We start from the raw sequence: 25454 nt of genomic DNA on the forward strand, positions 1-25454 counted from the left end.
AGTTCAAAAGAAAGTTCAAAAGCAAGGGTCTGATCACACGTCCTTCTTTTGTGCGAAGCTGCCTTGCTTCTGTAGTTTTCTTTCGCTTTCATCCGATCGGTTTTTCGCTGTCGTCATTGTAGGCAATCATACCGAACCTTTCCGGGCAAAGGTAAAAAAAGGTTTTGGCCAAGACCGCCAAAATCTTTTTTTATCCCTCCGGGCAGACCTTTGCCCTCCAAGAACCGGCATGATTAATCGGCCTTTGACGCCAGCGAAAAACGGATGAAAGCTCTTTGAAAACTACATACGCAAGTCAGCACGTTTCGCAAGTGAAGAACTTTGTTCTCAAACCCTAAAAGATTCCGCTCATCGCCGCTCGGGCTAGACCGCCCAGACGAATCCGGATAAAAGGGGAGAACTCAACATTATTTAAGGAGCTGATTGTATGTCTAAATCTCAATTGGTCATTGCTCAATCCCGTATTGTTCGTCTTCAAGCCTTAAAAAACCTGACGGTTCAGGGTTCGCTTCTTAGCCGTTAATAACCGGGCCATTGGCCCTTATATATTGATAAATCTCATCTTAGGAGTGTGTCCCCACCATGAAACTGAACAAAAAAGTCAATGAATTGTACAAGAAGCTTAAAACGGGTGTTGAGGAATTTTACTCTTCGGATCGGTGGAAGGAATTTTTAACGGTACAGGCACGATTTCATCGGTACTCGTTCCGGAACACCCTTTTAATTTATATGCAGTGTCCGCATGCTACTCAGGTAGCCGGATTTGAAGATTGGAAAAAGCTTGGAAGGCATGTGAAGCTGGGGGAAACGTCAATTAAGATTCTAGGCCCGAATCACCGCCGGGAGATAGACGAGAAAACGAAAGAAGAAAAAAAGGTGCTTACTGGGTTCCATCAAGCCTCTGTATTTGACATCAGCCAGACAGGCGGCAAGGAATTGCCGTCCCTGTCATACGAATTGACGAAAGATACGCCGACCCTACGCAGATTTTACGAAATAGCCAAGTCGATCAGTCCAGCACCGATACAGGAAGTCACTTTAAAGGGCAATATGAAAGGTTCCTATAATTACACAACGCAAACTATTTCAATTAAAAAGGGAATGGCCGCGTTGCAGAAGTGTAAGACGATTATACATGAAATAGCGCACGCCATGCTCCACACGGAAACGGATAAACCCCGGGAGTTAAGGGAAGTGGAGGCCGAGGGTACGGCATTCGTGGTACTGAATTACTTCGGTTTTGATACGAGCGAATACAGCTTTTCCTATGTAGCAGGCTGGAATGGCTCCCTGGGAGCTGAACATATCGGCAAAGCCGGAGAGGCTATTCAGAAAGCAGCCGTCAAACTCATTGATGATTTGGAAGTAGTACTGAATGAGAAAGAATCGGCGGCCTAACGGCCGCCGCTGAACTAGCATCTTGGTGAAGTTTGCCTTGATGTATAGACAAACATGTTTAATAGGGAGGCGAAACTGTGAAAATTCTCGCTGACAAAAGCAAATGTCTTACATGCGGTATTGTAATTTTCTTGGATAAAGCAAACGATTACTGCCCAAAATGCGATAAATCAACGGAATGGTATGATTTGGATACAAATGTTGAGATCGACGAAAAACTTCTTGGAATAAGGATCTAAATAAAAATTTATGTTGAGCCATATTATATTGGTTCAAACTTGATACGGAGGTATTTATATTTACGAATATACGAATTACAAAACTCTCCGAGCAGATGAAATTTACCGCGTCTGGGACTCGGAAGGCGTATCTCACTTGCTTCAATACCGCGGTTACTCCCACTGCGAAGAGTGGCGCGATGAGGAAATCATATTCTGGACAGCCGATACCCGTCAAGACGTTGTTAAATGGCCGCCGGAGGAATTTCAAAAAGCGGTGGCAGCTGCGGAAGCCGAGAGAAACTATGAGAGCATGTGCCAATCGGTTATCGCCCGTATGAACCTCCCAGACAACACAAACGATCAACCGTTTATCGTCGCGCTGATGAGCTATGAAAAATATGAGCGGAAAACCTGCTCGCAGGTTTTGTATTACGCCGGTAAGAGCATGCGTGACTTCCGTGAGGATGTCATGGCTCAAACCGATCATGATTCATCCCAATTTTAAGGAGGAAGGAAAACGCAATGATACATGGTGCCGATCACTATAAAGACAATCTGACTACCCTTATCAGCGTTCCGGAGCGTGGCCCCTTTGGGGATGCTTCTTACCGGGGAAACTACGCTGGTGAGGTGTTGACCAAGCTTGTAGCATACCTTCGCCGTACGGGCATGAAAAACCCGTATATCTACGACCCGATGGAGGGAGGGAAAACAAGCCGGGATGTTTGCGAATACCTGGAGCTTCCTTATATCGGGGATGACATTCATAACGGGTTCGATGTTGTTAACGATGAATTTCATGACACAGGTTTTGACCTGACGATGCTTCATTATCCGTACTGGAACATGATTGATTACGCGCATAACCTGCCGGCTCATCTGCAAGGGAAAGACATGAGCCGGATGGAATGGAAGGAATTTATTCAGGCTGTCAGCCATGTGAATTATAAAGCAGCTGCTCATAGTCGTTATGTCGCGGTCCTGGTTGGGGATATGGTCGTGAAAGGCAAGGGATATATTAAAAGCATTCAGCGGGAAATGGCGTGGGTGGGTTCTCCGGTGCGGCATTTCACAAAAATACAGCATAACGCAAAAAGCTTTCGAACAACATACAGATCCAACAACTTCATTCCTGTAGTCACGGAACATTTGATTTTATTCAAAACCGATTACAAGCCGGGCGGTGATTTGTGGGTACTGGTACCCGGACAATACCGCAAAATTGACAGCGATGCTTATATAACGTGGAGAACAGCTGTGAAGGTTATCGCAAGGGGACTGGAGGAAATTACGCCGGGTAGCATATTCGAAGAGGTGAAGGTCAAGTTTCCTTCGAAGCTCTATAAGACGAAAACCCCAGAAGCGACGATTCGAAGAACGCTGCAAGAGCTGGAGGCAGAAGGGTTTCTACGGCGGCATGTACGGGGGATTTATTATAAAAATGCCGGTTAAAGGTTCCCCGTAGATTATGTAAAGGAAGTGATGCAATGGTTGCAAAAATGTGGTAAAATGATAGTAACATGAATGGAGGAATGAACATGGCCAAAGTACTGGCGTTCCCTCAACAAGCAAACCCGGCGCTTGCAGCGATGAAAGCCATTGAAGCCCGGATGGGCGTTTCATTTAGCGATTACATGGGATTTACCGGAAATAAACAAGAAACGAATGAACGCGTAGCCCGCGCCATGAAGAAAGAAACCATGAAGATAGCCACAAAACAAATAGAGGAAAACATCCACTAATTTTAGGTTGGTGGATTTTTTTTAAGCATCTGGGAGGGATAATTCTGGAAAGGTTTAAACGAGGGGAAGTTTTTCGCGGTTACATACCGGAGTTCAAAGACGATCTGAGGGCTCCAAAGCCCAGTTTTGTACTAAGCGGGGAACATTGGTTTATTATGGTCCATGACCATGATTCTCCCGATCTGGGCAATCATACGGCCGTAGTCATCCCAATCACAACAGCAAAAGCAGAGGTAGACAAGGCTAGAAAGGAAAACAGGGATATTAAAGCTTCATTTGTCCCCTTGGAAAGAGAAAATTATTTTTGGCTAGATCACGACAGCTACGCAAGCATCGGACAAACCTTTCCAGCCAGCCGGAAATGGTTTGATGAAAAGCCGATCGGTTCCATCCTTCCGGAAAAATTGCTTGAAATTGATTTTCAATTCATCCGAACTTATGGCTTAAATGAGGCGGTCGAAGCAGTTGCCCAGATTATTCTGGAACAAAGAGCCGGAATGGATCAGGTAGCAGCTTACAGCGAAGATAAACAATAATAGCGCGGAACAAGCACCAGGGAGAATCCCTGGTGTTTTTTTATTGCCCAGAAGACTCAACCCCCCAAAGGATGCCACCGCCCCGTGGCGGTGCCTTCGGATCAACTTGTGGCCAGCAGAGCCGGCGGACGCCTAACACGCATCCACTCGGCCCTTCCGGCCGTGCGAAGCGAATTCAAGGAAGCAGAAAACCCTCTCGAAAGATACAGGCAAGAAACCAAAGGCACGTTCAAAAGCGCGCCGGCATAAATCGCATTTTAAACCGTCTGCAGCTGCTTCGCTATTGTGGTTATCAGCGGACTCACCGTGGTCGGTATCAGTCATCCTAGCCAACCATGCCGAACCTTTTCGTACAAGGTGAAAAGTTTGCAATTGCATCAAAACTTTTCATCCCTTCGGGCAGCCTTGTACTGCAAGAACCGGCACGGTTAAACGGGCTATGACTGCTAACAACCACGAATGTACTGTTCCTTGATAACCTCATACGCTACGATGCAACAACAGCAGCGGACGAACTGCTCACCGATCAAATTTTTAATTTCATGAGGAGTGTGTTAAGCATGAGTGAGAAGACGATGATTGAGGAGATTAATAAGCTGAAAGGAGTAACAACAACACCGTTAAATATGTTTAATTTACACACGTTGTACGTTGACGGTGTAGAGGTTGGCTATGTCCGTAAAGTTGATGATTGGATTGAAGTACTTGCATTTTTTAAGTATTCCTATAAACCATGCGATAACGGCAGAGTGAGTCTAAATACATTAAGTAATATGATCGAAAGATTTAGGGCTTCAAAATCCTTTTATGTAAGTTAAACCGTTTTGAAATCAGTACCTGCAAAAGAAACCGGCTACCGTGAGCGGTTTCTTTTTTATTTTACGGCCTAAAGGATGTCACCGCCCCGTGGCGGTGCCTTCGGATTAACTTGTGGCCTGCAGAGCCGGCGGACGCCTAATACGCGCCACTCGGCCCTTCCGGCCGTACGAAGAGTATTCAAGGAAGCAGAAGATCCTCTCGAAAGATACAGGCAAGGGCCCAAAGGCAAGTTCAAAAGCGCGCCGGCTTGAATCGCATTTTAAACCGTCTGCAGTTGCTTCGCTATTGTGGTTATCAGCGGACTCACATTCGGGCGTGATCGGTATCAGTCATCCAAGCCAACCATGCCGAACCTCTTTGCGCAATGGTGGCATTCTCTTTGAGAACGCCATCCCGGCTTTGCCGGGCAAACCATTGCGCTGCGAGAACCGGCATGGTTAAACGGGCTATGACTGCTAACGACCACGAATGTTCTGTTCCTTGATAACCTCATACGCTACGCCGCAGCAACGCAGAGGGGAAACTGCTCATCAAACCGACAAAGACTTTCCGCTCATTGCCGCTCGGGCTAGACCTGCATAACTTCGTCCGAATATTCAATTAAACCAGGTCAAAAGTGAAGTGAAGTGTCAAAATCGATCAAAATTTCAGGAGGAAAACACATATGCCGAATCAATACGTTTTAAATCGTGAAACACAGAAGATTGAATTGCGCTTTACTAAGGATGAATACAAAACCATGCCAGAAGAGCAGAAAAAAGAGTTAAAGCGATTTTTTTCATGGTCAAGGCACGCAGGAGCTTGGGTCTCGAAATCAACGAATAATCATTATTCAGCCCTTCGGGTTGCTGAACAGTTAGGTTTTACAAACGGAGGACAGGAAGGCGAGCGTTTGTCATTTGCTGAACAGCTAGAACGGAAAGTCGAGAAAGCCGAACGTAGGGCGGAACGCTATGAAGGATACGCAGATAATGCAGCCAATCGGGCGGAAGGTTTGCAAAAAGAGTTTAACGAATTGCGAAAAGACTGGTCATGGGTGACGCAACCGAATATAAACAGCAGTCGCGGCAGAGCTTTCACTAATCAAAGAAATAGGGTTTTAGAGCGTTACCGTAAAGGATTCGAGGAATATCGAAAAAGCGAATATTTCAAGGAACGAGCAGAAATTGCGCATGCAACCGCTAACCAAACAGAACTTAATAGTAAGCCTTACCTCAATAATAGGATAGAGGAGTGCCAAAAGGAAATTCGTAGCCTTGAAAAGTATATTGTCAAGGCAGAAGAAAGAAATGATGAGGAGTGGCTCCAAAGATTGTTAGATCAAATGGAATATGAAGTCGATAAACTTGCGTTTTTCCAGAACCGCATGGATGAAATTGGCGGTGTTGAATACAACAAGGATACTGTAAAAGCAGGCTATTTGATAAAAGTAAGAGGGCGCTGGGCAACTGTTTTAAAGGCAAATCCGAAGAAGGTTAGTGGCAATTACATTGAACAGCATTTAAAAGGGTGTTACTGCTACTATCCATACGCCGAAATTCAAGAAATGAAAATACCCGAGGGATGGACAGATAAAAAAGAAGCTGAACCAAATTCGTTTAATGTTGGTGAGGTTGTAGTTTTAAAATGGAGTACAAGCGATACTATACGGGCTGCTTTTCAAATCGTTAAGACTACGGATAAAAGTGTTGAGATACGAGAAATCAAGGTCGAGGATCAAAAGCCAATCGCAAACGAATTTATCAGTGACAAACAACAGCGGCGCTCAGTCAGAAAGACCCGCGACGGTATACACGTTGTTAATCATGACAACTGTTTTTTGTATAGGTACATTGCAGAAGCAACGGACAAAAATGAAATTTAACAAATATAACGCTTGCCAGTTATGACAGGCGCTACAAGGAACCGGCTACTTGAGCGGTTCCTTTTTTTATTTTGCAGCCCAAAGGATGCCACCGCCCCGTGGCGGTGCCTTCGGATTAACTTGTGGCCTGCAGAGCCGGCGGACGCCTAACACGCGTCCACTCGGCCCTTCCGGCCGCGCGAAGCGAATTCAAGGAAGTAGAAGATCCTCTCGAAAGATACAAGCAAGGACCCAAAGGCAAATTCAAAAGCGCGCCGGCTTGAATCGCATTTTAAACCGTCTGCAGCTGCTTCGCTATTGAGTTATCGGCGGGCTCACATTCGGGCGCGGTCGGTATCAGTCATTCTAGCCAACCATGCCGAACCTCTTTGCTCAATGGTGGCATTCTCTTTGAGAACGCCATCCCGGCTTTGCCGGGCAAACCATTGCGCTGCGAGAACCGGCATGGTTAAACGGGCTATGACTGCTAACGACCACGAATGTTCTGTTCCTTGATAACCTCATACGCTACGCCGCAGCAACGCAGAGGGGAAACTGCTCATCAAACCGACAAAGACTTTCCGCTCATTGCCGCTCGGGCTAGACCTGCATAACTTCGTCCGAATATTCAATAAAACCAGACAAGGAGTGATTTCTTATGAGTCTTGGCACTATCACCAAATGGTGGATGCCCCAAACTGATCTGCCTTTTGCAGATGCGGGGAATGAGGACGTTTACAGCGTCATCCTTGAAAGTACTTTTGCAGATACTGCCTACTTTTATAAGGACTCAGACAATGATTTTTTCCAAGTTTCCTTATATCTACATCCGGACGCGATACCCGGCGCGGATTTTTTTACGATACAATTTACGATTTCATCGTGGCCAGGAGTAGAGCAAATAAGCCTCGCGGAAGTTTGTTTGCGGGTTTGTCACTTGTTTCAGCGTTATCTCTTTCAGGGTGACGACCATCTAAACCAATGCGAGATTACTCACGGCGAAGCTTTTGAGCCATTTTCAAGGGAGCAGCTTTCATACGATTGAAGCAGCCTGGCCGGAGTTGCCTTGCTTCGGCCAGAAAAATACTTCTGAGATGAGGGAAAAGTATGTCAGAAAATAACGTGACGATCTTTAAAATGTTGGATATCTCGCTGGGCCATGTTACAGCGGACACGGTGGAGTTTCTTGACAACTGTGTTGAGGAGGGCCATCCGATTGTTTGTTACGAAAAATTTATTTACGGTTTCTTTATTGTCGTTCCCGCAGAACAAGAAGATTACGACGAAGTGTTGAAAGTTATTCCGGAGGATTTAAAACGCGTGTTCGAGTTGGCAAAAGCCTATGGCTGCGATTGGATTAACCTGGACACAGATGCTTCTATCTACAAGAGTTTGCCCTTTTACGAAGGTAATATCGAACAATACCCCATTTAGGAGGGAGTGGTGCTGAATGTCCAGATTACGGATCACGAAAAAGCTGAATACAGAGCTCGGATACCGGGTCGAGACGCGCTGTGGGTTGCTGGTCGGCCATTACAACCCGGAAACGAAAACGATCCAGGGGATCTTTGAAATGAGAGGAAAGGTTGCCTCCGGCAGCACGCGCAAGGAAGCCCTGGCGCTATTCACCGATTCGTACGAAAGCCTATAGGGGATCATTCGGAGGCGATTTTGACCCGAAAAGAGTTTGAGCAGTACCTCAACGAGCTCAGCATGTCGGATGATGAGAAGAAGTCAAACGGCGGGCGCATACCGGATAACTGCAAATATGGAAGCTGGCTTCGCCGCAATGACCCAGTTATGTTCAACGTCGGATTCGGTCATGAAAGGAGTAAGGAAAATTGAACCTCAAGCCGTATAAATGCTGCTTCTGCAAGAGGATTGTCCATATTCCAGGAGAGAATAGTCCCACAAATCCGCATCATTATTTGCTGAAAGCCAGCGAAGAAGAGAAGAAAAAGTATGGTTTTCTTACCGAGAAAGGAGAATTGTTATGACAACAAAAAGAATGTCCGCTGGTCCGGACGGCGAGGTTTTACAACTAGAAAGACCTGTGAGCCAGGCCAACTTAGAAGTCACTGCTGTGGATACACAGGAGCTGCCCATTTACAAGCTGCTCGATGTCTCCCTCTTTCATCTTTCGCGAGAGACAAGTTATCAGCTTTTGGAGCTTTGCCGTAGAGTCCAAAAACCATTCAGCCTTATGGTTTATGGAGCCGGGGATATGAGTTTTGTCATATCTGTTCCAGATGATCCCGCCTTATTAAAAACCCTCCCCAGTGATCTTAAAGCCGTCTTAACCTACGCAAATAAAAAAGGATGTGCATGGATTCTGCTTGATGCCATTGCTGATATCTTTAAAGATTTGCAGAGTTATGATTGGTCAGTCTCTTAGCTTCTGTTTAATCAAAAGAAATGGAGGACCTACGATGGAAGATAATTTTCTCTTCGTCATTACACTGGATGGCCTCAATGGACTGGAGTCCTATGCAAAGATTGCACCTAATTACGACGAGGCTGCAAACCTTGCCATAAGTACATACCGGGAGGAACAGTTTCCGGATCATCCGGAAGCTACACCTGAACCGATCATCCAGCATGATCTATCCTGGGAGCTTACTTGTGCATCGGATGCGAAAGGTTGCCTTTACGATGTCAGCTGCCAGGTAGCTAAAAGCTATTGGGGAGTATAAAGCTGCGAAATGCGGCCAGCTGAGAGCCGGATTCACCGGCTCCAGCTGGCAAAACCACAAGGAGAGTGCCCAGACATGAAAAAAGAAAAAGCACCTTTGATCAGCAACGGAATCATGAACGTTCCGGATATCCGTATTGAATATAAGGGCTATACTATCAAGCCCAAACTCGACTTTGGGAAACTCCATTGGATCGTTCGGGGGAATGATATTCGCCGCGGTTACGTGGTGACAGACGGTATTGTAAACGTCATGCCCGGAGCCACTTGGTTTTGCTCCACCATCGAGGCCAGAGTTGCTATCGAAACACTTATTGAAGCAAAAGAGACGGGTTCGGATTTTTGGGAGTTGTGGGATCAAAAAAGCGGACGTAAACAGTGGGAGGATATTTAAATGGAAGAGCAAACAAAACGGCAAACACAATCGGCAGCCGCTGAAGGCAATAAAACGTTCATCTATGTCATTTGGCTTCACGGATATAACAATTTGGAGTCCTATCCCATGCTTGCATGTTCCTACGATGACGCCATCGTACAAGCGACTTCCGCTTACAAGAAGAAATGGTTTCCATGTCGGACCGATAATGCGCCGGAACCTAACTTCCGCCATGATATCTCATGGGAGCTCAATTGCCTTTCAGACGATGTAGATGATATTTCAGCTTTTCGAGCTGTTATGGAGTACGCTGACGATCCCGAAGTGAAAGCAGCTGCATCACAAGCCTTTCATCGATTAACTATAGAATACGTTGTTTAGCTTCTTTCTTGCACATCGCTTTGCGGCAGCCGGGACCATAATTCCCGGCGATATCCGAAAGGGGAAATCTACCTAATGAAAATCGCTCTTATGCTTCGCTTCGATCAAGATTCCTTGCAAGACGTCTCTGCTTTTATGGGTCCTCTCGCCGAAGAGAAAGCTAAAGCTGCCTTCCTCGATTACACCGGAGTTACCTACGATGATTATACAAAACGCCGTATAGAGGGTCCGGAGGATGACATAGATATCCTTGGAGAAGATCATGCTGGATCAACCATTCTTATCGTAGAGGCGGAAAATTAAGCATGCCCCACTTGTTTTTAAGCTCATGGGCCGAGCAAAACAGCACTCATTGAAATAAGTAGCTGTACCCGGTTTTGAAAGGAGAGAGCCCCCTGCTATTTATCTGCCGCTTTTGTGAAAATCATGAGGATTCGTCCGATGCTGAATATGATCCAATAAATAATGGGTTCTGGTGTTCCTGCTGTGACGGGTACAGTTATCTTGATCCGGAACCGGCTCACATACATCGTTTCACACTCATTCTTGAAGATGGACAGGGGAAAAATTCCCCCTTGCCTCAAAGTAAAATACGTTTGAACAAGCGGGCGTCTCCTCTTCGGTATCCAGGTGGAAAGTCCAAAATCATCCCGCTTATCTTATCTCTTTTACAACCGGAGGCCACACGGACGTTGGTAGGTGCATATGCCGGCGGCGCAAGCGTGGAGCTGGCTTTGTTGATGGCCGGCATTATAGACGAGCTTATTCTAAATGATCTTGATTTTGGCATCTACGCGTTGTTCTGGACAATCAAGCATGCGCCCTTTGAGCTGCTGCAAAGAATTCAAAGTGCTTCACCTACTCATGAAGATTTTTTTGCAGCTCAAGCAGTCTTGAAGTCCGACTACGCTTCTTGCAACATTTTTGATGCAGCCTGGGCGCAGCTGCTTGTGAACCGGCTTGCTTACTCGGGTATTTATAAGGCTAATCCGCTAGGTGGCCGAATGGGGAGCAAGAATGACTTATTATCCAGGTGGAACTCGGATGACTTGTGCAGACGGATCACTCGCATCCATCGTGTAAGTGACCGGATCACCCTGCATAACATGGATGCTTGCGAATTAATTGAAGAGTATTACTGGCGCGACAAGACAACGATTTACTTGGACCCTCCTTATGCCTGCAAAGGAAGCCAGCTTTACCGCTGCTACTACAACAGAAGCGATCACATTGAGCTATGTATGCTCCTGGAGTCTCTTTATCAAGGGATGCCGGGTGCTGATATCATTTTGATGTATGACAAAGATCGATTGATCGAAGAAATCTATACCCTGCCGACGATTGAACATTTTAGCCGAGTATATTCAGCTTGAGAATGGGACATGACTTGCAATCTAAGGGCCATAAATGCGCTTCTAAGGGCCGTTTGCCATTGGGTAATGGAGGAATGACGATATGAAAATAAATGACATAGTCTTGATCAATTCTAAAGACGGTTACTGTAGTAAATTTGGAATTGTAAAGGAATTCTCAGAGAAAGCGCCAGAAAATGTTGGAGTTAAAATAGAAGGAGTTTCAAAAATTGTTTGGTTTTATAAATCAGATTTAATGTGATAAATGTTTCCTTTCATTGTCCTATCCGGACAAAGCGCTTTTTTACGCTTCTGGGCTGTTGCCTACTCTCTAATTTGTTCTTTGTTAACATATCGACTCCAACCCATGTAAAGACTGAGTTCATGGGTTGGGCTAATTGATTCGGTACGCGAGGAGGCTCTGTTCCCCCAGCTCGTACAGTCGGGCAATCCAAGCGACTCACCGGCTCTAAGGAGCTTTGCTCCCAAGAGCCGGTAGATTCCATTGGACTGCTTTTCCTCCTTTGCGTTCCGATGTAAACCCTAAACCTATAAAACAATGGAGAAGAGCTGCATGCAGCTCTTTTTTGATTTGACGACTTTTTTAATCCTTACGCTCCGACCTTACCACTTCGCCCTTTTTACAATGCAAGGCCAAGCCCCTAAAGGGGTAGCCGAAAAGCATTCCACGACGGGGCGATCCGGACAATGCCCGGATCAATCCCTTTGTTTCATTTCGTCTAGTCTTGCATTGCCAGGGCTTCATGGTTCGTTCTCCGCGTAAGGAAAAAGGAGGGCATTTCGATGAAACATAAAAAAATTAAAAAGAGGGACAAAATCGAAATCTGGACTTACGGTACGTATGATCCGGATACTGGCAGTGACTTCGGCATAACCTTTGAAGTGACGAAGCCTTGGTTTCGAAAATTACTTACTGAGCTCGGCTATAGGTCCATAATTGAATTTTTCCTGGAGTATGACTACACGACCTCTGAGTGGATATATTTACGGGCAAGTGAAGAAAATGCTGTCTTAAGCAAAAAATGTGGAAGGTATGGGACCCTTATAAAATGAGACGAACCTATCAAGATTTTCTTTCTTATTGCCAAGCCTTTGAGGTCCAGAATCAGAACCATTTTGATAAGGAAGGTCTTTCGAGGAATGATAAAAATGAGGATTGTTATTATGACACTATCTACCGAGATCATCAGCGTAATTTTAAATCTATCGTACGTATTTATTTGGAGAACAGGTTTATTCGCTGGGAAGTTTTTGAGGGCTGGGATAACGCCTATGAAGAATTAGAAGAACTGTACGAGCACTTATACCCTTCTGTGTAAGAAATACGCCCTTCATATCAGGAACCGCTACGTCAGCGGTTCCTTTATAAATGGTAAGCCCACCACAATGGATGCCACCGCCGCGTGGCGATGCCTTCGGATTAACCTGTGGCCGGCAGGAACGGCGGCCGCATTACACGAGGCCACTCGGCCCTTCTGTCCGTACGAAGCAAATTCGGAAGTAAACCCTCTCGAAAGAGGCAATTTTTGAACCCATTTTGTAGTAGACCTTACTGCAGTCAAGCTTAAAACTCATACAAAAAAAGCCCGCCTCATTGGCGAGCTTCGACTGTTTTACGTTCAGCTTTCATTTTTGCGATGGCATCACTGACCATCTTGTCACGTGCGGGATCGGGAATCAGTCCAGGTTGGACTACATAATTTCCGTTTGTGAGCCGGCGGGCAACTACATCAAGATCAGCTGCTGGATACTTTTTAATCATTGTGCATCACCCCTCCGTTAAGTATAACTCAATCAATCGATTAGCGGCAACATCGGATATAATCATGTTGCCTCCTCCAATATGTTGAGCAAACATATTTTTCTCATAGTATTGAATAAGTTTTGTCTTGGATTGAAACAATACAAAACCCTCATGTCCAAGCTCCTTACTCCGCTTGCAGGCAAAAGCCACGAGATTAAGACCTACACGCTCAAATACCTTATCGAAGCGATTACGAGGGGCACTTTCTATCAGATGCACAAACACATGATCTTCCTTTCGCTCCAATGCGATGGCCCCTTGTATATCATCATTACCCTTAATGACCATCTTATACACTTCGAAGCCAGTTAAGCCAAAATAAACCGTCCAATTGAATGCGTTGTCCCATTCCTTCATATTCTCAAGTACATCATATGGATGGAGCTGTAGGAAAGAGACAGGAAATGATTCCTTGAGGATTCTGTGAAATAGCAAACAGTAGCAACTCCCATAGACGTTTTTAACAAATTATAACATAACCTAAAAATCGCTGGCTCAAAATATTCGAAGATAAGCAAGCCCTTTGAACCGGTCCAAAACTTTTTAATGGATGTCACCGCCGCGTGGCGGTGCCTTCGGAATGTTTGTGGCCGGCAGGACCGGCGGCCGCATTACACGCGGCCACTCGGCCCTTCTGGCCGTGCGAAGTAACTCCACGAAGAAAACCCTCTCGAAAGACAAAACCGAACCGTAAACCCTTGTTAGTCCAATCAGGAAGAAAGGGCAACGGACTTCTTTCGCAGAGTGTCTGCAGCACTGGCGTTTCGCTTCTGTCGTTTTCATCGAGCCACATCCGTGTGTATTTCGGTTCCGTCATCCTAGCCAACCATGTCGAACCTCTCCGCGCAATGGTGGTCGTTCTCTTCGAGAACGCCATCCCGGCTCTGCCGGGCAGACCATTGCGCTGCGAGAACCGGCATGGTTAAACGTGGCTATGACGGCTCCGAAATACGGATGTTCTGCTCTTTGAAAACTCCATACGCTACACGCTGGCCAGCTGGCAGCGGATCTGCTCATCAAGTCCTAAAGCATTCCGCTCATCGCCGCTCGGGCTAGACCGGCACGCGAAGCCGGATGTTCGATTAAGGCAAAAAATCAACCAAAAAATTATCAGAAGGTGATGAATCAGCTATGAATAATGAATCGTTAGAGAAAGAACCCGTTATTGAATTGCCTGAATTGGATGGAGAAGATGAAACTTTTCTCGATGAAATGATCTTTACGGCTGGAAGATGCGCGTGGTGGCTTTAAGCCACCAGCGCCACAAATTTAATATAAGGAGTTGGTTTGAGTGTCAGTACTTGATATTTTCTTGTGGGATAACAAAAGCGAAGACATGTATGAGTTGACGACAAAAATTGTCATCAACGCTCTTCTAAAAGGTACACCATACGAAGGGTTGAAGTATGTCGATGACATACTTGTGGCTGGTCAACCTGCTGAGGATCGGGCATTTACTGTATCTACTTTTTGGGATACTGAACGAATCGTACCTAAACGAATTACATTTTCTGATTGGTTAGTTCTTGCACAGGTCGTAGATCTTTTTAGTACAATTTCTGAATATGTGCAGACTTTTACTTGTAGCAATTACTCTGTAAATGAAGAACTACCTTTTAGCCTTAAAGATATTAACATCCACTCTGTGCAAGAAAATTATATTACGAGTGCTGATCTCTCAATGGCTTCGTATGGCTCGACAGCCAATCGGAGGTATGTGTATTACATCGAAGATTCGGGGCAGTATGGCGTGATTAATGAGAATTTTATGGTCATGTGACTCTACCACAAAAGCCGGGGGCTCCCCGGCAAAACAGCTTTTGTAAAGCAATGACAATATGTTCGTGAGGTGTAGAAATAGTGGGAATTAAAATCGAGTGTCCAAATTGCCAAACCGAAATGAAGCATGAGAAAGACACTAGAATTATCGAATGCGAATCAATGGGGGACATCAGGGAATTACCAGATGATCAAGCGGCTGAGATTTATTGCTGTGCATCCTGCGCTTTTAAAATCATTGTTCCGGAGTAAGGAGGATATAGATATCGTGGGTAGAACCGAGCGCTACCAGGTAGAAATCACTCATTGTTTTTTTGGGATCTGGCGGAGTGAAGTCCGCATTATGACTGGTGCAGAACTCATCGAATATGATCGGAATCGACTTTGTGGAACGGCAATTGAAGACATTACGCGACTGGAGGATTAGCATGAACAAAATAGCGAATGTGGAAGTTCAGAAGGAAGAATATCAATATCTTTTCTATCTTGAGAATCTTAACGTCGAAAGTGTATTGATCAGTTCAGACTTGGAAGAGATCATTGAGTATGCAAAAAGAACTACCAGAGCATTCTTGGATAGTCATGATGCTTGGAAAGTTCCCTCCCTTCCTGAAAAATACTCGGATCATGGACAATGCACGATAATGAAACTAAAAACGGGAGTGCCAGCAAGCGAGTATCATCAGATTATCTGGTCCTACTGCTGTAATGGTGAAGAAAAGTTGGAGGACTGCATGGAGAAATTAGTCAAGGTTTAAAACAAGTTGAAAAAGTCAGGAGCTGCACCATTGTGCGGCTCCTATTTTTCAGCCCAAAAACCTGCCAAAAGGAGGGCAACCGCCGGGGCAGTGCCTCTGAATTATTATGTGGCCGGAAGGAGCTGCGGCCGCATTACACGCCGCCCACTCGGCCCTAATCAAAACAAAATAAGTGATACATGGACCCCGGCTTATGGATAAGAGAAAAATGTCATGACAACCCCTAACAGGGTTTCTTTTTTTATTCAACGGAGGGACGTACTCCGCGCATACGGATTATCCTCCTAGAAACTAGAAATTATTCTTGATATGCGCATGCGCATATGGTATATTTATAGTAGAAGATGCGCATGCGCATATCAAGGAGGGAACGATTAAGATGACCACTAACCGCGACGTTTCCTTTGGTCGGCTTCTAGCCATCGCCAATGTACTCGGGGAGCGACTATTTGAAAGAGACAAGCCTAATATCACGTCGAAATACCTGGAGCGATACAGACGATCGCCCGCCAAGACCTTTCAAAAAATACATGAAGAGCTGATGGAGTATGCTCACAAGTTCGGGGAAACTGAAGTGCACTTGATGGACATGTTCGGGGAGATCCTTGCGAATATGGATATCGAACAATTCACGGACGAACCTTTAAAAGACAATTACCTGCATAGCTATTACAGCCAGCAGAATACATTACATAACATCATGAGTGTTGAGGAAGCAGCTAAACTCTGGGGTTACGAAAACCCTGGATCCGTGAAGAACCTTTGCTCTTCCGGAAAGATCCAGGCCAGCAAAATAGGCAGGGACTGGGTCATCGTTCGCAATCAACCGAATCCCCGTATAAAGGAGAAGGAGAATGAACATGACTGAAACATTCGTCGGCCTTGAAACAGCTCGGTTAGAGTTTAATAATTGGTGCGGCAACGCGGTAATCTTCATTGACTTTGAAGAAAATGAAGCTTTCTGCCGCGTTTTTGAAATCCCAACCTACCACAGTGACAAAATAATTATCCTGTATTCAAAGGGGGACTTGTACTCCCGTAATGATAAAATCGGATCTGAGCGCCTGAACAAGCTGGCGGCGGCTAAACTTGAGAAATATAAAGAAGGCTGGAGCAAGCTGGACCTTGAAACACATTACTATTTTCCTGACTTTTAAAAAATGATCCAATGAAGAGCCCTAGGTGAGGGCTCTTTTTATTTGGATTAGACTTGCGTCCGGAGCTGCATTGATGTGCGGCTCCTAGCCAAAAACCGGCTAAAGGATGCCACCGCCCCGGGCGGTGCCTTCTGATTATTATGTGGCCGGCAGGCCCGGCGGCCGCATTACACGCGCCCACTCGGGCCTTCTGGCCGTGCGATGTATCTCCACGAAGAAAACCCTCTCGAAAGATAAAACCTAACCAACCCTTGTTAGTGAAATCAGGAAGAAAAAGCAACGGACTTCATTCGCAGAGTGTCTGCAGCACTGGCGCTTCGCTTCTGTCGTTTTCATCGAGCCACATCCGTTCGTATTTCGTATCCGTCATCCTAGCCAACCATGTCGAACCTCTCCGCGCAATGGTGGTCGTTCTCCTTGAGAACGCCATCCCGGCTCCGCCGGGCAAACCAATGCGCTGCGAGAACCGGCACGGTCAAACATGGCTATGACGGCTCCGAAATACGGATGTTCCTGCTCTTTGAAAACTCTATGTGACACACTCTGGCCCAGCTGGTGGCAGATCTGCTCTTCAAGTCCCGAAGCAATCCGCTCATCGCCGCTTAGGCTAGACCAGCACACGAAGCCGGATTTTAATCAACCCAAGCGAACGGAGGAACATATGAATCACTATGCGATAAAAGCAGCCAAGAAGGAAAGAGCTTTTTTTCGAAAACTGCATAACCGAGAGTACCTGACCGGGCGAGGGATGAAGAATGTAATTGTAGAGGTTACCCGTTCGGAAGTTTTATTTTTGACGAAAAAAAGTAAAGCACCTCAGCGTATCAAACGTAGCATGCTGAGAAAGGCAATGACCTTTTTGTTTTATCGCCGTACAGTAACCCGAAAAGAGCTGGCAACAATGTTCAAGTGCAAATTTAATAGCGCGATGCTTGGTTTATTGCGTGCAATATTCATAAATATGTCTCGAATTCATAAAGCAACGAAAGGTGGGTTAATGCGAATTACGTTAAAATCGGTTCGGCATTTTTTTAGTGGCGCTGTGAGATCTCCAAAGGATTTGCATCTGGCAGTAGCCAACGGTGCCCGCTTTTTCCTGGTGTCTTATGCACATGTACGATTCCGGAAGAACTGGTACGCTCATTTCGAAAAGCTTGCCAAGCTCTACGGAATTAAGCTACTTATCGATAGTGGGGCATACACCGTTGACCAAGCGATAAAGAAAGGGAAAGACGTGCCATTGTTGCTAGTCGAGGAATATGCATCCTTCCTTGATCGCTTCCAACACTTAATTTATGGTGCTTTTACGCTTGACGTAATCGGGAATGCCGATGCTTCCAGAGAAAACACCGAATATTTACGAGCCAAGGGTTTTAGTCCTATTGAGGTGTTTCACTACGGAAGCGATTGGTCTGAGCTGAAAAAAATGGTATCTGCAGATCAAGAAGTTATCGGGATTGGAGGGACAGTTGGGCTTTCCGAAAAGAAAAAAAGGGAGTATTTCACGGAGTTGTTTGACCGTTTTCCTGGCCAGTTGTTTCACTTGCTGGGATGCGGCTCCCCGCTGATCCTTGAGTTCCCATTCTTTAGTTCGGATTCATCAACCTGGTTGCTGGGACGGAAGTTTAAGATTCTTACAACGCCGAAGCAAGTCAAAGCTCCCCAAGGATGGAACGGCGATGACTGCATTGCCTACAACGCCAGGTTTCAAAGTCAGTATGAAGAATGGAACGAGTCCGCGTCTCAGATAGAGCTTGCATTAGTTTATTAATGTACCTATCCGAATCCAAATAGAAAGGGATGGATACTAAACATTTGTTTCAGGAGGGAGACCGGAGTGTCAGTAGTCCAAGTTTTAACAGATCACAAATACACGGATTCTTTTCTTATTCACGACGAAAGGCAACTCTTCAATGGAAGAGCTGCCTTATTTGCCGTCACATACCCTTGTAGGCGATTTTTGGTAAATTCTTAAAAAGGGATTCCCAGAGCAACCCTGTTTTAAACAGCTTCTTTTTACCGGCTTTGTACAGATGCACATGCTTAAAGCCATAGGGACTTCCGTTTCTGATTTTAAAGTTTTTCTTCGAGTGGCTGTAAATGCGGCCACTTTCCGTCACCGCGTACAACCCTTCGTAGCCTGGTATGTCCTTCATTTCTTCGTCCATAAGGATGATCCTCCTTTTTTCTCTTTTGAGATCAGCATACCTTCTTCCTGGCTTCAGCAGCAAGATGTACATGGTTCTTCCAGGCATGTTCAAGGCATTATTTCAAGATACTTTGGATCCCCCAGCTCGTTCAGTCGGGAGGACCAAGCGACCGACCGGGACTAACCTGGGCAAGACCGGCCCAGCCAAGTCCCGGTACGTTCCATTGGTCCTCTTTTCCTCCTTTGCGTTCCGAAGCCAAACAAAAGATTGAAGATGGATAGAACCGACCGGGGCCGGTTCTTTTTTATTGGATCGCTTTTTCGCCTTTTCGGGACACAATGCCATGCGGATTGAACAATCAAAAAAGCATGAGGGAGGGATTGCATGGATGAAAAATCTTTTAGAGCAAATCGAGATTGAACGTGCCAAGCTGAACGCGCTGGCCAGCCTGTACGGGCCGGCCGCGCCGCAGGTGATTGCGCAATCGCAAAAGTTGGATGGTTTGCTAAATACCTACACGAAGGAGCGAGTAAACGCATGACTCATACATTTATCGGAAAATTTCCTCTTGGAATCATTGTTAGTACACCGGGTGCAATGGAAAAGACGACCGAAGATGACCGCATTTCAGCTCTTACACGGCATCATAACGGCGATTGGGGCGATGTAACGCCCGAGGATAGGGAAAGCAACAACGAAGCCTTAGAGGAAGGATATCGGATTCTGTCGTCCTATACCAGCGCTTCGGGTGTAAAGTTTTGGATCATTACGGAAGCTGACCGGAGCGTAACCACATTTTTACTTCCTGAAGATTATTAAAAGGCCGGGCTGCTAATTGGGAGCAATCCGGCCGGGGCGAAGATTTTGGAGCCTTCGCCCCTCCATCATACATCATCTGACGACCAGGAGGAACTACCATATGAGCGAAAAAATTTACGACATCATTACATCCCGTATGATTCACCTTTTAGAACAAGGCGTTGTTCCGTGGCGTAGGCCGTGGGCAGTCGGCGGTGCGGTAAATTGGAAATCCCAAAAGCCGTACCGCGGAATCAATACGATTTTGTTGGAACCGGGCGAGTATGCTTCATTCAAGCAAGTAACGGAGGCCGGCGGCAAAGTAAAAAAGGGTGAAAAAGGGCATATGGTTGTTTTCTGGACCTGGATCGAGAAGGAGGATGAGAAAACGGGGGAGCTAGAAAAAATCCCGTTCTTGCGCTATTACACCGTGTTCGAAATCAATAAGCAGTGCGAGGGACTGACAAGTAAACGAGGCGATACGACTTTCGAGCATGACCCGATTGAGGCAGCCGAGCGCATTTGCAAGAGCTATCCCGGTGCGCCGCCGGTACGCTTTGCGTCCGGACGTGCCTTCTACCGGCCTTCGCAGGATTTTGTAAGCGTGCCGCCGATCTGTGACTACCCGAAGGCCGAGGAATATTATTCTACGCTCTTCCACGAACTCGTGCATAGTACCGGCCATGCCACGCGTTTAAAACGGCCTGGAATTACGGAGTTCGGTCAATTCGGGGACGAGAATTACAGCAAAGAAGAGCTAGTCGCGGAAATCGGCGCGGCGATGCTGTGCGGCTTAGCCGGCATCGACAACAGCACGATCGACAATAGCGCTGCCTACGTGGCCAGCTGGCTCCGAAAGCTGAAGGATGATAACCGGTTCATTGTGCAGGCGGCCAGCCAGGCACAAAAGGCCGCTGATTATAAACTGGGCGTGACTTTTGAAGATGCAGCGTAACCGGCGAGGAAGCGCGGCCCCCAACCGGGGCCCCTTCCCCGATTGGGGGCTGTCTGTGAAGCCCGCGAAGCCAACAAAACCAAGATAGGAAGTGATTAGGATCCCAAGACAAAAGAAAACCACCGTCCGCGTGAGTTCACCGGTCGAAACCTGGGAAAACGCGTGGAATAATTATATTTTTCGCTTAAATCGCTTGGATGAACTGAAGGCAGCCGGTCGTTTTGGGTATCAGACTGCGGATGCCAAGGGTTGCGCTCGACAATGCGATTCGTCGTCTTCGTCTTCTTGATCCGGAATTTTGCAAACAAATGGGCAACTAAATACAGGGCCGGCTCGTCTCCGGCCCCGAAAGAGGGATGAGCGAAAATATGCTAATCTTGCTGGGGAGATATCCAAGACTTTTTTTGACGACTAGGTCAAATCAGAACAAACGATTAGAGGAAAATGTGCTGATGGCAGATGGACAAGCTGCATTTGCCATTTAAACGAATGTAAGCCGTTGGCTGCCGAGAGCATATTTATCCTTGGCAGCCATTGATCAGTCCCCAAACGAACTCTCTATAAATTCACCGAAATGACCGTTATATAGTAATAAAAAGTAAGGGGGAAAGTGCAATCGAAACGGAGAGGAAAAGACAAAAAAAGCTTCGAGGTGGAGTAGGGGTTGTTCGAAACTTATTGATGGGGTTAGGTATATTCACTAACCTATTTATCATCTTAATCATTTGTATGGTTTGCAGTTATTGGATTTGCTTCAATCTCCAGTTGCTCTATAGTCTCTACGGAGTTGTTTGGTTTGTTCTTGGTACGGTATTTCTTTTTCTCGCTTATATCATTATGGGTGCTCTGCTTTATATACACCGCGGCGCTTACTACATTCGGCCAATGACAGTTGATGAATATAGTAAGTATGCTGGCCATAATCTCATTCATTACACAGATTACCTTTCCGATCATGACGCTTTGAACCAAGAACAGACGGGAACGGTTCATCTTATCGCAAACGGCAGCCGGGAATCAAATTATTCCATGCCCCGGAAAGACCGTTCCAAAAAATTCATCTGGTTTCATCTTTCTGAGCATAAGGGTTCGGAGGAACCAACAATGAGATCATTTTGGTTTTCTCATTGGTCCGAGGCAACGCCCAGATTCTACAAAGTCGTTTTACCGTTATCCGTGTTTCCAATCGAGAAACTTCGCATACGGCCAGCAGACCGTGCAATTACGGTTGAAGGGGACTATGTAGGAAAGGCAGAACTGTCCCGTTCATTCCCTTGGATAGAGAAAAAAATATTTGTCTGGCGATCATTTTACGTGTCCCCTAAAATGGTACTTTTACTTTTACCAGCAGCTTTTCTACAGCTAACCGGGAAGATAAAAGATCGGTACCATCGCTAACAAGAAAGAGCTGCAGCCGCAGCTCTTTTTTTTGCGCCTTATGGAAGTCACCGCCGCGGGGCGGTGACTTCTGATTCACCTGTGGCCTCCGCTATGCTACGGCCGCGAAGCTCGTTCATCGAAGCAAACCCTCTCGAAAGAACAAAATCAAACTACTAAATTCCTTAAAAACCAACGGATTGCCTCGCAGAAGTATGGCCATGCTGCAGTTTCGCTCCTATTGTTTTCTACGATCACATCCGGATTTTTTCGAATTGGTCATGTCAGCCAACCACACCGAACCTCTCCGCGCAAAGGTGGACTTCTCTTTCGAGAAGTCCATCCGGAACAATCCGGCAGACCTTTGCACTTCAAGAACCGGTGAGGTTAATCGTGGCTTTGACCACTTCGAAATACGGATGTTCTGCTCTTTGAAAACTCCATATGCTACACGATGGCAAGCCGGCGGCAGATCTGCTCCTCAAAACCTAAGGCATTCCGCTCATTGCCGCTCGGGCTAGACACACAAGCGAATCCGGATTCTCGATTTGGATAAGCAAGTCAACAAAGAACGTATAGAGAGGGTTGACAACATGCAGGCAGTTGCCGAACGTGTAGAGCACCGCGTGGAAAAACGTATCATGAAGCGCGTTATATACAGCGGAGAAATCGTTGTAGACAATTTTGCAGGTGGCGGTGGCGCGTCTACGGGAATTGAAATGGCCATCGGCCGGGCGGTTGATATTGCGATCAACCATGACCTTGATGCGATCGCGATGCACAAGATCAACCATCCGGAAACGGTCCACTACTGCGAATCGGTGTGGGATGTAAATCCTGTAGAGGTTACAAGGGGACGGCGTGTGGCACTTTGCTGGTTCTCGCCGGATTGTAAGCACTTCTCAAAAGCTAAAGGAGGAAAGCCGAAAGAGAAACACATTCGGGGACTCGCGTGGGTAGCTGTCCGCTGGGCTGCTACCGTCAAACCACGAGTCATTATCCTGGAAAACGTCGAGGAATTTAAAGATTGGGGTCCTCTGCTACCAAACGGTAATCCAGATCCCAAAAAGAAGGGACATACATTTCGTTCTTTCGTGAAGGCCCTTCAAAATAATGGATACAGCGTAGAGTGGAGAGAGGGCATCAAAGCTTGCGACTACGGCGCGCCAACCACACGTAAGCGATTCTTTTTGATTGCTCGGTGTGACGATCAACCCATCGCGTGGCCAAAACCGACACATGGCGCACCAAACACGCTTGATGTTCAGACGAAGAAATTGAAACCTTATCGTACAGCTGCCGAAGTCATTGATTTTAGTCGCCATTGTCCGAGTATTTTTGGGCGAAAAAAAGAGCTCTCCCCTAATACGAAAAAACGGATTGCGAGGGGGATGATGCGCTTTGTCATTAATAATGCAAAACCTTTCATAATCAAGGTCAATCACTCAGGTGATAACTTTCGAGGACAAGAGATCGATAAGCCACTGCAAACGATCACCTCTAAAAATGGGTATGGAGTGGTTACGCCATTTATAGCTCGTATTGGTCAAACTGGGTTTGGGGCTGACCGACTGCAATATGAAGTCGAAAAACCGCTTACAACCATAACGACCAAGGCAGAACATTGCCTGGTTTCTCCGACACTTATACAGGTGGGATACGGTGAGGCAAAAGGGCAGCAGCCCCGCGTGTTAAACCTACAGAAGCCTCTTGGGACCATCACCGCGGGCGGTAACAAATTCGGGTTAGCGGAGGCTATCCTGGCTCCGGCTAGTGATTACCGATCGGACAGAAGCAACGCAACTATGGCCGCAAGCCATATCATTAAATTCAAAGGAACCAATGTCGGGCAAGCTGTTACGGATCCCCTTCAAACTATTACAGCCGTTAATCATTTCGGCGAAGTCCGGACGTTTCTTGAAGAGTACTATCCTGAATCCGATTCTGATATGGATGAAAATCAACTTGGGTATGTCACGATTGATGGTCAACTCTATCAGATCGTGGACATCGGCTTCCGGATGCTCGAACCGTATGAACTGTTTGCTGCTCAGGGATTTCCATCCGACTACATTATTGATCGTGTGGACGGAGGAAAGCCTTATCCAAAATCGGCGCAAGTAGCTCGGTGCGGTAATTCGGTTTCGCCCGTTATTCCGAACGCGCTTGTTCGGGCCAATCTCCCGGAATTATGTGTGGAGGCCCATCCGGATTCTGCGACGGCAGGCTGGAAAAAGACCGGGCAATATGAACTTGCTTTATAAATGGAACGCATGCAAGCACCTGGACAGATGCTTGCATGCCCTTCACAACTTAAGTAAAGGAGGGCTCATTTTGGCCACAAAAAAATGGGTCATTTACCGACAAACAAGCCGAACTGAAATCCTTGTTATCGGCAGCTATGCAAATAATGGTGCCAAGCGTGCGAAAGTTAAAGTTTACCGAGATTATTTAGGCAAATTAAACAAGGGAGATTCAATCAAGGTAACCATCGATCTAAATACCCTTGCTCTCCCAGTTGATCCGAAATGGGTGGACAGCTGGATGAATGCTGATCCTGAAAAGGTACGCCGGTTCATGCAAAAAAAACACGGGGAAGCATTTCAAATAAAAATTAAGCAACTGATGCAAAGGTGCTCAATGCCTGAACGATCGACTCAAAATCAAAGTGAAGAGGTGTTTTAATGAAGCCAGTTCAGCCTTATTCCATGTCGGCGGCTTTAATGAAGTCAGCTCGGCTTAATTCCGTTTCCGCGCAAGCTATAAATATCGAGGGACTTGAAACATGGAAAGAATTTTTTGCTCCTCCTACATCGAACAATGTTGAGTTCCGCCAGCCCCCAAAAAAGTCATTCAAAGGTAAACGGTTTGTCTCCCGTAAGCTGGTTGAAACCGAGGCAGGCTGGGGCGTTTTTGACAAACTCCTGAGTCAATTTCATCCCGGTTATGAATCTAGTAGTCGTAAGAACATTCTATTTTGCGCAGCTGCATTAAATAAATTCTATGAGGAGAGAGATATCGTTGATTAAGGCTCTGAACGATTTATATGTGATCCGGAATATAGTCAGTGAATTGGAGGCTGAGGGTTATGTCTGGTTCCGTGACCGCGGCCGGCATGTCTATTTTAAGAAAGCCGGTTTATTCTGGCGGCTTAATAAAATCACATTGTCTATTGATGTGAAAATCAACTATGCTTGGCGGTTTGCTTATCCGATAAGGTGAAAACCTTGTCCTAACAAGGTTTTTTGTTAATGACTCTTTAAGACTCTTCAAGACTCTTTAAGACTCTTTAAGA

35 protein-coding genes are annotated in these 25454 nt (G+C 46.1%); 31 read left to right on the plus strand and 4 right to left on the minus strand.

All coding sequences use genetic code 11. The features are described from left to right. Positions 1-582: 582 nt before the first annotated feature. The 20 genes from ABC395_RS27040 (at position 583) to ABC395_RS27135 (ending at position 12434) form a co-directional block, all read left to right on the plus strand. A complete protein-coding gene (locus ABC395_RS27040; RefSeq protein WP_413006945.1) occupies positions 583-1398 on the plus strand; it encodes an ArdC-like ssDNA-binding domain-containing protein in 816 nt (271 codons plus the stop codon). Positions 1399-1475: 77 nt separating this feature from the next. Continuing rightward, positions 1476-1637, plus strand: coding sequence for a hypothetical protein (locus ABC395_RS27045; RefSeq protein WP_413006946.1), 162 nt, complete (start codon positions 1476-1478; stop codon positions 1635-1637). A 136-nt stretch (positions 1638-1773) separates the two neighbouring features. Continuing rightward, positions 1774-2124 (plus strand): hypothetical protein, encoded by a 351-nt coding sequence (locus ABC395_RS27050; protein WP_413006947.1) that lies wholly within the window; start codon positions 1774-1776, stop codon positions 2122-2124. Positions 2125-2141: 17 nt separating this feature from the next. Further along, positions 2142-3071, plus strand: coding sequence for a hypothetical protein (locus ABC395_RS27055; protein ID WP_413006948.1), 930 nt, complete (start codon positions 2142-2144; stop codon positions 3069-3071). 86 nt (positions 3072-3157) lie between these two features. Continuing rightward, the gene (locus ABC395_RS27060) at positions 3158-3361 is read left to right on the plus strand and encodes a hypothetical protein (RefSeq protein WP_413006949.1); all 204 of its coding nucleotides are present in this window, start codon (positions 3158-3160) and stop codon (positions 3359-3361) included. A 155-nt stretch (positions 3362-3516) separates the two neighbouring features. Continuing rightward, complete coding sequence (locus ABC395_RS27065; protein WP_413006950.1) at positions 3517-3897, plus strand: hypothetical protein; 381 nt, start codon at positions 3517-3519, stop codon at positions 3895-3897. Between the two features lie 560 nt (positions 3898-4457). Further along, positions 4458-4715: a hypothetical protein gene (locus ABC395_RS27070; RefSeq protein ID WP_413006951.1), complete on the plus strand. Its 258-nt coding sequence runs from the start codon at positions 4458-4460 to the stop codon at positions 4713-4715. Positions 4716-5380: 665 nt separating this feature from the next. Further along, positions 5381-6580, plus strand: a complete 1200-nt coding sequence (locus ABC395_RS27075; protein ID WP_413006952.1) for a DUF3560 domain-containing protein — start codon at positions 5381-5383, stop codon at positions 6578-6580. Positions 6581-7217: 637 nt separating this feature from the next. Then, positions 7218-7604 carry a hypothetical protein gene (locus ABC395_RS27080; RefSeq protein WP_413006953.1) on the plus strand — a complete coding sequence of 129 codons (387 nt, stop codon included), beginning with the start codon at positions 7218-7220 and terminating at the stop codon, positions 7602-7604. 62 nt (positions 7605-7666) lie between these two features. Beyond that, on the plus strand, positions 7667-7993 hold the full coding sequence (locus ABC395_RS27085) for a DUF5983 family protein (protein WP_413006954.1): 327 nt from the start codon (positions 7667-7669) through the stop codon (positions 7991-7993). 16 nt (positions 7994-8009) lie between these two features. Then, positions 8010-8210: a hypothetical protein gene (locus ABC395_RS27090; protein ID WP_413006955.1), complete on the plus strand. Its 201-nt coding sequence runs from the start codon at positions 8010-8012 to the stop codon at positions 8208-8210. A 20-nt stretch (positions 8211-8230) separates the two neighbouring features. Next, positions 8231-8404 (plus strand): hypothetical protein, encoded by a 174-nt coding sequence (locus tag ABC395_RS27095; RefSeq protein WP_413006956.1) that lies wholly within the window; start codon positions 8231-8233, stop codon positions 8402-8404. A gap of 148 nt (positions 8405-8552) precedes the next feature. Beyond that, positions 8553-8954, plus strand: a complete 402-nt coding sequence (locus ABC395_RS27100; protein ID WP_413006957.1) for a DUF5983 family protein — start codon at positions 8553-8555, stop codon at positions 8952-8954. Positions 8955-8988: 34 nt separating this feature from the next. Continuing rightward, a complete protein-coding gene (locus tag ABC395_RS27105; RefSeq protein WP_413006958.1) occupies positions 8989-9252 on the plus strand; it encodes a hypothetical protein in 264 nt (87 codons plus the stop codon). A 75-nt stretch (positions 9253-9327) separates the two neighbouring features. Continuing rightward, positions 9328-9645 (plus strand): hypothetical protein, encoded by a 318-nt coding sequence (locus tag ABC395_RS27110; RefSeq protein ID WP_413006959.1) that lies wholly within the window; start codon positions 9328-9330, stop codon positions 9643-9645. Then, positions 9646-10008, plus strand: a complete 363-nt coding sequence (locus ABC395_RS27115; protein WP_413006960.1) for a hypothetical protein — start codon at positions 9646-9648, stop codon at positions 10006-10008. 75 nt (positions 10009-10083) lie between these two features. Then, complete coding sequence (locus ABC395_RS27120; RefSeq protein WP_413006961.1) at positions 10084-10311, plus strand: hypothetical protein; 228 nt, start codon at positions 10084-10086, stop codon at positions 10309-10311. Between the two features lie 293 nt (positions 10312-10604). Continuing rightward, complete coding sequence (locus tag ABC395_RS27125; protein ID WP_413007017.1) at positions 10605-11381, plus strand: DNA adenine methylase; 777 nt, start codon at positions 10605-10607, stop codon at positions 11379-11381. Between the two features lie 82 nt (positions 11382-11463). Further along, positions 11464-11622, plus strand: a complete 159-nt coding sequence (locus ABC395_RS27130; RefSeq protein ID WP_413006962.1) for a hypothetical protein — start codon at positions 11464-11466, stop codon at positions 11620-11622. 542 nt (positions 11623-12164) lie between these two features. Next, positions 12165-12434: a hypothetical protein gene (locus ABC395_RS27135; RefSeq protein WP_413006963.1), complete on the plus strand. Its 270-nt coding sequence runs from the start codon at positions 12165-12167 to the stop codon at positions 12432-12434. A gap of 538 nt (positions 12435-12972) precedes the next feature. Here the strand turns inward: ABC395_RS27135 and ABC395_RS27140 are convergent. Continuing rightward, positions 12973-13143 carry a hypothetical protein gene (locus tag ABC395_RS27140; RefSeq protein WP_413006964.1) on the minus strand — a complete coding sequence of 57 codons (171 nt, stop codon included), beginning with the start codon at positions 13141-13143 and terminating at the stop codon, positions 12973-12975. Positions 13144-13149: 6 nt separating this feature from the next. Further along, on the minus strand, positions 13150-13620 hold the full coding sequence (locus tag ABC395_RS27145; protein ID WP_413006965.1) for a hypothetical protein: 471 nt from the start codon (positions 13618-13620) through the stop codon (positions 13150-13152). An 856-nt stretch (positions 13621-14476) separates the two neighbouring features. Between ABC395_RS27145 and ABC395_RS27150 the strand changes: the two genes are divergently transcribed. The 5 genes from ABC395_RS27150 (at position 14477) to ABC395_RS27170 (ending at position 18650) form a co-directional block, all read left to right on the plus strand. Beyond that, on the plus strand, positions 14477-14965 hold the full coding sequence (locus tag ABC395_RS27150) for a hypothetical protein (protein WP_413006966.1): 489 nt from the start codon (positions 14477-14479) through the stop codon (positions 14963-14965). A 427-nt stretch (positions 14966-15392) separates the two neighbouring features. After that, a complete protein-coding gene (locus ABC395_RS27155; protein WP_413006967.1) occupies positions 15393-15722 on the plus strand; it encodes a hypothetical protein in 330 nt (109 codons plus the stop codon). 379 nt (positions 15723-16101) lie between these two features. Continuing rightward, positions 16102-16590 (plus strand): helix-turn-helix domain-containing protein, encoded by a 489-nt coding sequence (locus ABC395_RS27160; RefSeq protein WP_413006968.1) that lies wholly within the window; start codon positions 16102-16104, stop codon positions 16588-16590. After that, positions 16583-16879 carry a hypothetical protein gene (locus ABC395_RS27165; protein ID WP_413006969.1) on the plus strand — a complete coding sequence of 99 codons (297 nt, stop codon included), beginning with the start codon at positions 16583-16585 and terminating at the stop codon, positions 16877-16879. The genes ABC395_RS27160 and ABC395_RS27165 overlap by 8 nt, the downstream gene beginning before the upstream one ends. A 661-nt stretch (positions 16880-17540) precedes the next feature. Continuing rightward, positions 17541-18650 carry a hypothetical protein gene (locus tag ABC395_RS27170; RefSeq protein ID WP_413006970.1) on the plus strand — a complete coding sequence of 370 codons (1110 nt, stop codon included), beginning with the start codon at positions 17541-17543 and terminating at the stop codon, positions 18648-18650. Positions 18651-18816: 166 nt separating this feature from the next. Here ABC395_RS27170 and ABC395_RS27175 read toward each other — a convergent pair whose 3' ends face one another. Continuing rightward, positions 18817-19047 (minus strand): NUMOD4 domain-containing protein, encoded by a 231-nt coding sequence (locus ABC395_RS27175; protein WP_413006971.1) that lies wholly within the window; start codon positions 19045-19047, stop codon positions 18817-18819. Between the two features lie 370 nt (positions 19048-19417). On the opposite strand from ABC395_RS27175, the gene ABC395_RS27180 reads away from it, so the two are divergent. The 3 genes from ABC395_RS27180 (at position 19418) to ABC395_RS27190 (ending at position 20782) form a co-directional block, all read left to right on the plus strand. Next, the gene (locus tag ABC395_RS27180) at positions 19418-19570 is read left to right on the plus strand and encodes a Spo0E family sporulation regulatory protein-aspartic acid phosphatase (RefSeq protein ID WP_413006972.1); all 153 of its coding nucleotides are present in this window, start codon (positions 19418-19420) and stop codon (positions 19568-19570) included. Continuing rightward, on the plus strand, positions 19567-19848 hold the full coding sequence (locus ABC395_RS27185; protein WP_413006973.1) for a hypothetical protein: 282 nt from the start codon (positions 19567-19569) through the stop codon (positions 19846-19848). The genes ABC395_RS27180 and ABC395_RS27185 overlap by 4 nt, the downstream gene beginning before the upstream one ends. A 100-nt stretch (positions 19849-19948) precedes the next feature. Beyond that, positions 19949-20782, plus strand: a complete 834-nt coding sequence (locus ABC395_RS27190; protein ID WP_413006974.1) for an ArdC family protein — start codon at positions 19949-19951, stop codon at positions 20780-20782. Between the two features lie 1321 nt (positions 20783-22103). Here ABC395_RS27190 and ABC395_RS27195 read toward each other — a convergent pair. Next, on the minus strand, positions 22104-22259 hold the full coding sequence (locus tag ABC395_RS27195) for a hypothetical protein (RefSeq protein ID WP_413006975.1): 156 nt from the start codon (positions 22257-22259) through the stop codon (positions 22104-22106). Between the two features lie 541 nt (positions 22260-22800). Here ABC395_RS27195 and ABC395_RS27200 point away from each other — a divergent pair. The 3 genes from ABC395_RS27200 to ABC395_RS27210 all read left to right on the plus strand — a co-directional run bounded on the left by ABC395_RS27200 (position 22801) and on the right by ABC395_RS27210 (position 25188). Then, positions 22801-24423 carry a DNA cytosine methyltransferase gene (locus ABC395_RS27200; RefSeq protein ID WP_413007018.1) on the plus strand — a complete coding sequence of 541 codons (1623 nt, stop codon included), beginning with the start codon at positions 22801-22803 and terminating at the stop codon, positions 24421-24423. A 70-nt stretch (positions 24424-24493) separates the two neighbouring features. After that, positions 24494-24844, plus strand: a complete 351-nt coding sequence (locus ABC395_RS27205; protein WP_413006976.1) for a hypothetical protein — start codon at positions 24494-24496, stop codon at positions 24842-24844. Next, positions 24844-25188, plus strand: coding sequence for a hypothetical protein (locus ABC395_RS27210; protein WP_413006977.1), 345 nt, complete (start codon positions 24844-24846; stop codon positions 25186-25188). Before ABC395_RS27205 ends, ABC395_RS27210 begins: the two co-directional genes overlap by 1 nt. Positions 25189-25454 lie beyond the last annotated feature (266 nt).

The organism is Paenibacillus canaveralius, from assembly GCF_047238265.1.
In the GTDB taxonomy this organism is placed as follows: domain Bacteria; phylum Bacillota; class Bacilli; order Paenibacillales; family NBRC-103111; genus Paenibacillus_F.

Coding starts and splice junctions, on each gene's coding strand:
- ABC395_RS27135 (WP_413006963.1), top strand. CDS start 12,165: ATGAAACATAAAAAAATTAAAAAGAGGGACAAAATCGAAATCTGGACT.
- ABC395_RS27185 (WP_413006973.1), top strand. CDS start 19,567: ATGACTCATACATTTATCGGAAAATTTCCTCTTGGAATCATTGTTAGT.
- ABC395_RS27065 (WP_413006950.1), top strand. CDS start 3,517: ATGGTCCATGACCATGATTCTCCCGATCTGGGCAATCATACGGCCGTA.
- ABC395_RS27040 (WP_413006945.1), top strand. CDS start 583: ATGAAACTGAACAAAAAAGTCAATGAATTGTACAAGAAGCTTAAAACG.
- ABC395_RS27055 (WP_413006948.1), top strand. CDS start 2,142: ATGATACATGGTGCCGATCACTATAAAGACAATCTGACTACCCTTATC.
- ABC395_RS27120 (WP_413006961.1), top strand. CDS start 10,084: ATGAAAATCGCTCTTATGCTTCGCTTCGATCAAGATTCCTTGCAAGAC.
- ABC395_RS27175 (WP_413006971.1), bottom strand. CDS start 19,047: ATGGACGAAGAAATGAAGGACATACCAGGCTACGAAGGGTTGTACGCG.
- ABC395_RS27080 (WP_413006953.1), top strand. CDS start 7,218: ATGAGTCTTGGCACTATCACCAAATGGTGGATGCCCCAAACTGATCTG.
- ABC395_RS27070 (WP_413006951.1), top strand. CDS start 4,458: ATGAGTGAGAAGACGATGATTGAGGAGATTAATAAGCTGAAAGGAGTA.
- ABC395_RS27170 (WP_413006970.1), top strand. CDS start 17,541: ATGAATCACTATGCGATAAAAGCAGCCAAGAAGGAAAGAGCTTTTTTT.
- ABC395_RS27200 (WP_413007018.1), top strand. CDS start 22,801: ATGAAGCGCGTTATATACAGCGGAGAAATCGTTGTAGACAATTTTGCA.
- ABC395_RS27090 (WP_413006955.1), top strand. CDS start 8,010: ATGTCCAGATTACGGATCACGAAAAAGCTGAATACAGAGCTCGGATAC.
- ABC395_RS27100 (WP_413006957.1), top strand. CDS start 8,553: ATGACAACAAAAAGAATGTCCGCTGGTCCGGACGGCGAGGTTTTACAA.
- ABC395_RS27130 (WP_413006962.1), top strand. CDS start 11,464: ATGAAAATAAATGACATAGTCTTGATCAATTCTAAAGACGGTTACTGT.
- ABC395_RS27115 (WP_413006960.1), top strand. CDS start 9,646: ATGGAAGAGCAAACAAAACGGCAAACACAATCGGCAGCCGCTGAAGGC.
- ABC395_RS27155 (WP_413006967.1), top strand. CDS start 15,393: ATGAACAAAATAGCGAATGTGGAAGTTCAGAAGGAAGAATATCAATAT.
- ABC395_RS27210 (WP_413006977.1), top strand. CDS start 24,844: ATGAAGCCAGTTCAGCCTTATTCCATGTCGGCGGCTTTAATGAAGTCA.
- ABC395_RS27075 (WP_413006952.1), top strand. CDS start 5,381: ATGCCGAATCAATACGTTTTAAATCGTGAAACACAGAAGATTGAATTG.
- ABC395_RS27165 (WP_413006969.1), top strand. CDS start 16,583: ATGACTGAAACATTCGTCGGCCTTGAAACAGCTCGGTTAGAGTTTAAT.
- ABC395_RS27140 (WP_413006964.1), bottom strand. CDS start 13,143: ATGATTAAAAAGTATCCAGCAGCTGATCTTGATGTAGTTGCCCGCCGG.
- ABC395_RS27105 (WP_413006958.1), top strand. CDS start 8,989: ATGGAAGATAATTTTCTCTTCGTCATTACACTGGATGGCCTCAATGGA.
- ABC395_RS27190 (WP_413006974.1), top strand. CDS start 19,949: ATGAGCGAAAAAATTTACGACATCATTACATCCCGTATGATTCACCTT.
- ABC395_RS27160 (WP_413006968.1), top strand. CDS start 16,102: ATGACCACTAACCGCGACGTTTCCTTTGGTCGGCTTCTAGCCATCGCC.
- ABC395_RS27085 (WP_413006954.1), top strand. CDS start 7,667: ATGTCAGAAAATAACGTGACGATCTTTAAAATGTTGGATATCTCGCTG.
- ABC395_RS27110 (WP_413006959.1), top strand. CDS start 9,328: ATGAAAAAAGAAAAAGCACCTTTGATCAGCAACGGAATCATGAACGTT.
- ABC395_RS27180 (WP_413006972.1), top strand. CDS start 19,418: ATGAAAAATCTTTTAGAGCAAATCGAGATTGAACGTGCCAAGCTGAAC.
- ABC395_RS27060 (WP_413006949.1), top strand. CDS start 3,158: ATGGCCAAAGTACTGGCGTTCCCTCAACAAGCAAACCCGGCGCTTGCA.